We start from the raw sequence: 7,050 nt of genomic DNA, 5'->3' as shown, positions 1-7,050 counted from the left end.
CTCGGAAGGTCTCGGAAACTCTCGGAAGTTCTCGGGGGGTGGTCTACGGGATCTTACAAAGCAGATGTCGGCGGTTCGAAACCGTCCGCGCCCACAGTGAATAGCCGCAGGTAAGCGGCAGGATTGGCCCCCCGGTCATGATCGACCGGGGGGCCTTTCTCGTCTGCGACGCCACATCGACGCCACATCGCCTCAGCTTCGGTCCCGGTCCATCACTCGAAAGAGGGCTTGCCCAGCAGCATGAGAGCCGTAGAGTGCTGTCCATGGGAGGGGCAGGCCGTCTCCCCACGCGCGCCTGAGACGCGCCTCCCGCATCCTGTGGCTCTCTGGCGGGGAGGCCGAGGCCACGGGCAAGGCCCCCACCGGTTATGTCGGTGGGGGCCTTCTGGTGTCCAACGTAAACCGCCCCGCACGCTTTCGCGTGCGGGGCGGGGCGCCTTGACTGAGTCTTGGCGCCTAACGGCCACCTATGGCGGAGACGCGTACGCCACTTGGCCGCTTCGATGCCATTCCGGTGGGGGCGGGCTGGCAGCTTGGGGTACCCGCTTACTGCTTGATCATGCACTGTAGGTTTTGCCCTACATACATTCGATCATGAACCGGCGAACGTGAGCGAGTGCCGCGCTCCGTCCCACCGCCCGACTGGGTCCTCGCCCGTCGCCGCGCCATCGGGGACCAGATCCGAGCGGCGCGCCTCTACGCGAACCTGACCCAAGAGACCGTGGCAGCCAGGGCCGGGATGGACCGGGCGGCGTACAACCGGATCGAGCAGGGCCACTCAGCCGCGCTGGTCGACTCCCTGATCCTCATCGCCGACGCGATCGGTGTACCGCTCGCCGACCTCGTACGGCAGTGAAGAGACCCGGCCACCCACTTCGGGGGAAGCAGGCGGCCGGGCCGGTCTCGCGGGTCCTACTGGGCGGGCGCGCCCGATCCGGAGCACATCTCTGTGCCCGTGCCGTTCACCTGGTGGGCCGTGGTCGGCGTGCCGGGCTCCGAGCCGACGCCTGCGCCGCAGACGGGGCAGTTGCCGGCGACCTGGCCGGGGTCGAATCGGTTAGACGTGGTGCACATATCAGACCTCCTGGTGGGAGTGGTGCTGACAGAGGTGGTGCCACCCGCCCCACGTGAGGGCGGGAGTTTCAGACGGCGGCCTGCAAGTTGAACGCGCGGCCGCCGAGGGCCTGGCCGGGGCGGGCGGTGTGGTGGAACAGGCAGAAAGCCCTCGCCCCGCTGTGGAAAATCACGCCGAAACCGGGGTTCTGGCTGGCGGAGTCGTAGCCGTAGACCTGCGCGATTTCGCGGCTGCCTGCGTTGGTGATCGCGGCGGCGAGGTACTCCTGAGCGCGGGCGGGGGTGACCTTGCCGCCCTCGTACAGGTCGGGGTAGTGGACCTCGGCCGGCGCGTCCCCTTCGACCGGGATCTCGTCGCCTTCCCACTTGTCGCCGGGGGCGGCGGCCGCGGTGATGCCGAGCCACAGCTGCGCGCCCGTGGCGAAGGTGACGTGCACCCCGCGCAGGTGCTCGGCCTCGCCCTGCCATGCGTCAGCGGACTGCACGTCGGGGGCCTTGGCGAGGGCTTCGAGGGCGAACTGGTGGAATGTATCCAGGCGCATTTGTGATCATTTCCTTCCGTGGCGGCCGGCCCAGTCTAGGTGGGGCGTGAGTCGCCGCGAGGTGCGGGCGAGAAGCGGGCAGTGGGGGCTTAGCGGGACCGGCGCCCCGGAGGGCAGACCAGGTGCCGGTGCACGGTGGCGCCGGCGCCGGACGCGGCGTGGACCTCGTGTGAGGTGGACGGCTCGCCCGGCTTGATCGGCTGGTCGCAGCGTCCGCAGATCACTGGGTCGCCTTGTCGCCGTGGGTGGTGCAGGCGCGGGGGTACCACTGGGTGACGCAGTCGAGGCGCTTGATCTTGCGCGGGCCGAGGTCCACGGCCGTGGCCGGCGTGAGCGTGATGCCGCACCATACGCAGTCCATGCCGCGCTGCTGGTGCTGAGACAAAGTCTCGATGGGGGGTAGGTCCCTGACAACGGTGCTCACGATCCGCTCCCTCGGCTGCGATGGGAGCGGCACCGGCCTGTCTCTGGCGGAGTGGGGCCGGTGCCGCCTCATGCCCATCACGCTACGAAAGCGCGCGATCACAGCCCAGTGACGTAGTGCACCAGTCGGCCCGTCAATTCTGCCCCGGGTAGGACGAGTTGTCCTACCCGCCTACAAGGTCGGGTCGACCCCGAGGCGCGACGCGAGCCCCCGCAGCGGCGCGTTCCGGCGGCGCTCCGCCTCCAGCATCTCCCGCACCGTGGCCGCAGCCAGGGTCTGGAAACGGATCCACTCCGGCTGCTGCTCCTCCACCTCCAGCAGATCGGCCAGGGCCCCGTCGAGGTCGCCGGTCTGGTAGCGGGCCTGCGCGACGTCGACGCGGTGAGACGCGGCGTGCACGGGCCGGGTGATCGCGCCCAAGTCCACCCGCTTCGCCAGCTCCAGGGCCTTGCCCGGCTTGCTCTCCTGCCCGGCCAGAGCCACGTTCACCTGCTGGGTCCGCACGTCCGTCACAGAGAACGCACTGCCGTATATCCGCTGCGGACCACTGCGCACGGCGGCAGACTCGGCGAACGTGAGGAGCTGCTCGGCTTCGTCGCGCTGGTCCCGCCGCGCCGCCGGCGTCGCAGCAGCGATCAACAGATTGCCGTACACCGCCCACTGCGACGGCGACGACCGGCGGAAGCTGGGCTCCAGAGCGTCCGCCTTCTTCTCCGCGACGGCCTGCGCCTGCTCCCACCGGCCCTGCCGCAGCAGCACCCACGACAGGGTGGAGACGCCCATGCCAGACATGAGCGGATCGGACGCCTTCTCCGCCGCGGCGAGCTGCTTCTCCACCGCAGCGAAAGCCCAGTCACTGTGACCGGCCTGCGTCGCCAGCGACGCCGCGAGCTGGTAGGCGAGGGCGAGCTGCTGCCACACCGGCTCTTCGTCGTGCTGGCGGGTGACGGCCTGCCCGTCGCGGAGGAGGAGCGGCAGCACGCTGGACAGCTCGGAGTAGCCGCCCCGCCAGTACATGCTCGTGGCCGCTTTCACGTCCGCTGCCCATGCCTCCGGGTCCGGCGGGTCCTCCACGTCATCGTCGGCGAGGACGCCGGGGAGGGCGCCGACGTCCTGGATCGCGTCGCGCAGGGCGAGGAGGCCGCCGTCGTCCGATAGCTCTTGGGTCACGGTGGGCTGTCCTACCAGGCGCTCCAGCTGCACGTCGAGGGCGCGCGCGAGCGCCCTCAGCGTGTTGATGCGCGCGGACTGCCGGATGCCCTGCTCCAGCTTGCGGACGGTGTCCACGCTGACGCCGGCGCGCTGGGCAAGCTGCTCCTGGGTGACGTCGCGGAACTCCCGCAAACTGCGGATGCGGTCGCCGATGGTCGTGTTCATGTGTACCCCCGCCAGAGGATTGGGTGTCCACGCTACGCCCGGTGCGAGGCGGGCGGCAGGGGGTCTGCTGGGCCTACTGCGTCTGAGTGATCCCACCCCAGACGCACGGAAGCGCCCCCTGCCCTCCCCGGAGGGAGAACAGGGGGCGTGGTGGTCAGGCTGTTGTGCTGTCCGCGATCAGTCCGAGGGTGGCCAACGCGGTAATCAGCGACGCGAGCGCGGCATTCCCGCCCTTGGCGCCGCTCACGGTCGGCTTGGTCGTAGCCGCGGCTCCATAGAACCCGAGAGTGCTGCCGAGGTGCCGCAGCATGAGGGACACGATCACCGAGTCGTCCGTCGTCCACTCGTTAGGGGCCGACCGCCGCCAGTTCGTGTCCCGCGCGGCGTTGCCGGGGCCCGTCTCCACGGTGCCGTTCGCCAGGATGCGCCAGCGATCGAAGGTGTCGCTGGCGACCCCGCCCCCGAACGCTGTGCTGGTCGCCCCAGCGGCGTTGCTGGTGACCGTCCCGGTCAAGGTCCCGCCCGACAGCGGCAGAAGGGCCGTGAGCGGGCTGGCCCAGGTGCCGGGCGTGCCGGCCGCCGTGCACAGCCACCACGCGCCCGCCGCGTCCTGGACGGTGTCTCCTGCCGCCCACGTGCCCGTGGCAGGCGGGCCGGACGCCGTGCGCCGGCCGACGAAGCGCAGCGCGGCGAGCCCGCCACTCGCGATGTCCACCGGGGCGGTGAAGTGCGCGCCGGCCAGGAAGGCGCTGCCCTGCTCGATGGCCGCGACCCTGGTGAGGCAGTCGTTGAGGTACCCGTCGATCGTATTGACGGTGCCGTTGAGTGTGGTGAGGTCCAGGGCGGTGGCGAACTTGTTGTCGGCCCACGCCCGGTCGCCGTGCGGGTCGGTCGCCGTGGTGTGCGTGGATACCGCCGCCGTGGTGTACGCCTGCGCATCCGTCTGGAGCGAAGCCAGCCACTCCGTCTCGGTGCCCAAGAAGCCATTGCTCACTGCGACCTGATACGCGCTCGGTCCCGCGGGGCCGAGCGGCCCCGGCACGAGCACGTACTGGCCCCCATCAGCGCCCGCGTCGATCAGATCGGATAGGTCGACCGTCCCGAGCGCGGCCGGCAGCGAAATGTGCCAGGAGTCGTGGCCCGAGCCGACGTGATACGTCCACCCCGTCGGGTCGAAACCGACCGCGTCCGTCGCCACCAGGGCCACCGACCACTCACCATCAGCATCCGGGGTGACTACCACGGGCTCGTCGCCCTTCACGACTACATCGTGAGTAGTGGAGACGATCCGCATGGGGACCGGGCGGATGCGCAGCGGCAGCGGAACGCCGTTGCCGTCGGCGCGGGTCTGATGGCCGGTGAGGGTGACCGTCTGAACACCAGGTGGGAACGGCATGCGGGTCTCCTACGAGCGTCGTCGGTCGGTCGGCAGACCGAGCACGGTCGGTGTGGGGTTCGGCTCTTCCGGCGGCGGAGGGGCCCCGTCGCGGCGGCAGACCCGCGCGTCCGGGTCGTACGAGGGTGTCTGCCAGGAGTAGCCGTCCTCGCAGGCCTGACCAGTCGGACCGGCGGGGCCGCGCTCGCCCTGTTCGCCGCGGTCGCCCTGCTCGCCCTTTTCTCCCTGCTCGCCTTGTGGGCCCTTCGGTCCCTCCGGTCCCTCTGGTCCCTGCGGGCCGACCGGACCAGTGGGACCGACCGGACCCTCGGCACCGGTCTGGCCGTCGGAGCCGGGCTGGCCGGGTGTGCCGTCCGAACCGCTCGCCCCATCGTCGCCCGCAGAGCCGTCCGCCCCATCACGTCCCGGCTTGCCTGGTGGACCGGTGTCGCCCTTCGGCCCGGGGATGGGCACCGGCACCTCGGCACGGTCCGGCAAATCCTCCACGGCGGCCGCTGGATCCGGAACCGCCGGCGTCCCACCACGCGCCTGAATCTGCGCGCGCAGAATCCTTACGTCACCCGCCAAGGTCGACACCGCGTCGCCTCTGCGGTCCGCCTCGGCGGCAACTCGCTGCGTACGCCGAGCCTCCGCGTCGACACGGCGAGACTCGGTATCGAGCCTCAGCCAGACAAGGACGATCGCTCCAGCCAGGACGGCGAGTACACCGGTCACGGCGAGCGAACGCCAACGACGGGCCAGGATGCCCTCGGTGCGGTGCCTACGGGTCACAGCGAGGGCCCTCCTAGGTTGGCGATCTGTCGGTCACGGGTGGCGATCTCTGCCTGCAACGTGGCGATCTGTGCCTGCAAGGCGGCCTTGTCGGCACGCTCGCCCGCCAGTTCGGCGTAGGCCGCGGTGAGTTTCTCGCGCAGGTCCGCGCGTTCCTCTTGCAGCTCGTTCACGAGCCCGCCGTAGCCGGTGAGGACCACACCTTGATGGGCGGCTCGATTCTCGCCACGCTTCCCGATCCAGGCGCCCCCGGCCGCTGCGAGCCCGACGACGATCACGCCGATCGCGCTGAGCGTCGCAGCGTCCACGCGAGTGTCCTCCTGTGCTGTGGTCGATCAGATGGAGGTCGGGCCGCGCGGGGTCGTCGGGGTGGCGACGGTCTCGGTGATGCCGGGGCCGACGGTGCCGCCGCTGGTGACGATCGCGGTGAGCAGCGCGAGGACGGCGGCGAGCCCGCCGACGGACAGCGCCGCGCCCCACTCGACGTCGAGCAGCCCGAGCCCGTCGGCGCTGATGACGCCGAGCACGGCCTGCGCGAAGGTCCGGATCATGCGCTCGAACGTGGCCTTCCAGAATGCTGCTGTGGTCATATTCGGTTCCGTTTCTGTGAGTCAGGCGGTGACGGTGAAGCCGCGGCGGGCGCCGAGCTTCTTCAGGGACTCGGTGCCGGGTACGCCGTCGGCGTCCTTGCCCGAGTAGCCGAGGCGGCGCTGCCACGCGGCGTACGCGGTGATCGTGGCCGTGCCGTAGTGCCCATCCGCGACCTCGCGGGACAGCAGGCCCTCGGCGACGAGCGCGGTCTCCACGGTCTTCACGCCGTAGTAGCTGATGGGCGTCCCGCGCTTCGGCGGGTCCGACTTCGCCGCGGCCACGAGCCGGGACAGGTCCACGCTCGGCTTCTTGACACCGGGCGGCGGCGGGGGAGTCGGCTCGTCGCTGTCGGCCGGGCGGGGCGCACCGCGCTTGACCCAGTCGTACAGGGCGTCGCCCGGGCACGTCGTCGGGTGCCCGTCACGGTGCCCGCCGATCCATGCGCCGGCGCCGCGCTCGCGCAGGTACTCGCGGGCATCGACCAGGCCGTGGAGCATCGCCTCCGGCGGCTCGTCGAGGCCGCCGCCCTTCTTCGCGAGGAGCGCGCAGATCGCGTAGTCCTGGCTGTTCAGCGGCCCGGTGCCGTTGGCGCCGGAGCGCTTGCGGGCCCCGCGGCCCTCGTACACGGCCCCGTGTTCGCAGACGAGGAGGTTGTACGCAATGTCGACGTACCCCTCAGCCTTGTTGGCGAGGTGGGCGGCACGGATGCTGCGCACGTAGTCGTCGCACTTGTCGTGCGGGCGGCTCGTGTACTCGGTGCCGAGGTAGTGGTACTTGACGCCCCGGGCGCTGGTGAGAGCGGACGCGGGGGATGCGGCGGGCGCGCCCCACTGGGAGCGCGGAACGAACTTCATGGACCCCTCCAGGGCATGAGA

9 protein-coding genes are annotated in these 7,050 nt (G+C 70.8%); 1 reads left to right on the top strand and 8 read right to left on the bottom strand.

Annotation, left to right across the window (positions count from 1 at the left end; translation table 11 throughout):
• Window positions 1-616 precede the first annotated feature (616 nt).
• Entirely contained in the window at window positions 617-856 is a 240-nt protein-coding gene (locus tag ACWD0Y_RS25865) for a helix-turn-helix domain-containing protein (protein WP_450262718.1), read from the top strand.
• Between the two features lie 56 nt (window positions 857-912).
• On the opposite strand, the gene ACWD0Y_RS25860 is transcribed toward ACWD0Y_RS25865, so the two are convergent.
• The 8 genes from ACWD0Y_RS25860 to ACWD0Y_RS25825 form a co-directional block, all read right to left on the bottom strand.
• Window positions 913-1,074: a hypothetical protein gene (locus tag ACWD0Y_RS25860; RefSeq protein ID WP_450262717.1), complete on the bottom strand. Its 162-nt coding sequence runs from the start codon at window positions 1,072-1,074 to the stop codon at window positions 913-915.
• Window positions 1,075-1,142: 68 nt separating this feature from the next.
• Window positions 1,143-1,616 (bottom strand): hypothetical protein, encoded by a 474-nt coding sequence (locus tag ACWD0Y_RS25855; protein WP_450262716.1) that lies wholly within the window; start codon window positions 1,614-1,616, stop codon window positions 1,143-1,145.
• A gap of 220 nt (window positions 1,617-1,836) precedes the next feature.
• Window positions 1,837-2,040, bottom strand: coding sequence for a hypothetical protein (locus tag ACWD0Y_RS25850; RefSeq protein WP_450262715.1), 204 nt, complete (start codon window positions 2,038-2,040; stop codon window positions 1,837-1,839).
• Between the two features lie 171 nt (window positions 2,041-2,211).
• Window positions 2,212-3,417 (bottom strand): helix-turn-helix domain-containing protein, encoded by a 1,206-nt coding sequence (locus ACWD0Y_RS25845; protein ID WP_450262714.1) that lies wholly within the window; start codon window positions 3,415-3,417, stop codon window positions 2,212-2,214.
• 154 nt (window positions 3,418-3,571) lie between these two features.
• Entirely contained in the window at window positions 3,572-4,813 is a 1,242-nt protein-coding gene (locus ACWD0Y_RS25840; RefSeq protein ID WP_450262713.1) for a hypothetical protein, read from the bottom strand.
• A 767-nt stretch (window positions 4,814-5,580) separates the two neighbouring features.
• Complete coding sequence (locus ACWD0Y_RS25835; RefSeq protein WP_450262712.1) at window positions 5,581-5,892, bottom strand: hypothetical protein; 312 nt, start codon at window positions 5,890-5,892, stop codon at window positions 5,581-5,583.
• A gap of 27 nt (window positions 5,893-5,919) precedes the next feature.
• Window positions 5,920-6,174 (bottom strand): holin, encoded by a 255-nt coding sequence (locus tag ACWD0Y_RS25830; protein ID WP_450262711.1) that lies wholly within the window; start codon window positions 6,172-6,174, stop codon window positions 5,920-5,922.
• Window positions 6,175-6,195: 21 nt separating this feature from the next.
• Window positions 6,196-7,029, bottom strand: coding sequence for an N-acetylmuramoyl-L-alanine amidase (locus tag ACWD0Y_RS25825; RefSeq protein WP_450262710.1), 834 nt, complete (start codon window positions 7,027-7,029; stop codon window positions 6,196-6,198).
• Between the last annotated feature and the right edge of the window lie 21 nt (window positions 7,030-7,050).

This window comes from Streptomyces altiplanensis (assembly GCF_053591575.1).
Note: the sequence above shows the minus strand (reverse complement) of the source record. Positions and strands in the feature narration are given on the sequence as shown.

Coding starts and splice junctions, on each gene's coding strand:
- ACWD0Y_RS25860 (WP_450262717.1), bottom strand. CDS start 1,074: ATGTGCACCACGTCTAACCGATTCGACCCCGGCCAGGTCGCCGGCAAC.
- ACWD0Y_RS25855 (WP_450262716.1), bottom strand. CDS start 1,616: ATGCGCCTGGATACATTCCACCAGTTCGCCCTCGAAGCCCTCGCCAAG.
- ACWD0Y_RS25845 (WP_450262714.1), bottom strand. CDS start 3,417: ATGAACACGACCATCGGCGACCGCATCCGCAGTTTGCGGGAGTTCCGC.
- ACWD0Y_RS25840 (WP_450262713.1), bottom strand. CDS start 4,813: ATGCCGTTCCCACCTGGTGTTCAGACGGTCACCCTCACCGGCCATCAG.
- ACWD0Y_RS25830 (WP_450262711.1), bottom strand. CDS start 6,174: ATGACCACAGCAGCATTCTGGAAGGCCACGTTCGAGCGCATGATCCGG.
- ACWD0Y_RS25825 (WP_450262710.1), bottom strand. CDS start 7,029: ATGAAGTTCGTTCCGCGCTCCCAGTGGGGCGCGCCCGCCGCATCCCCC.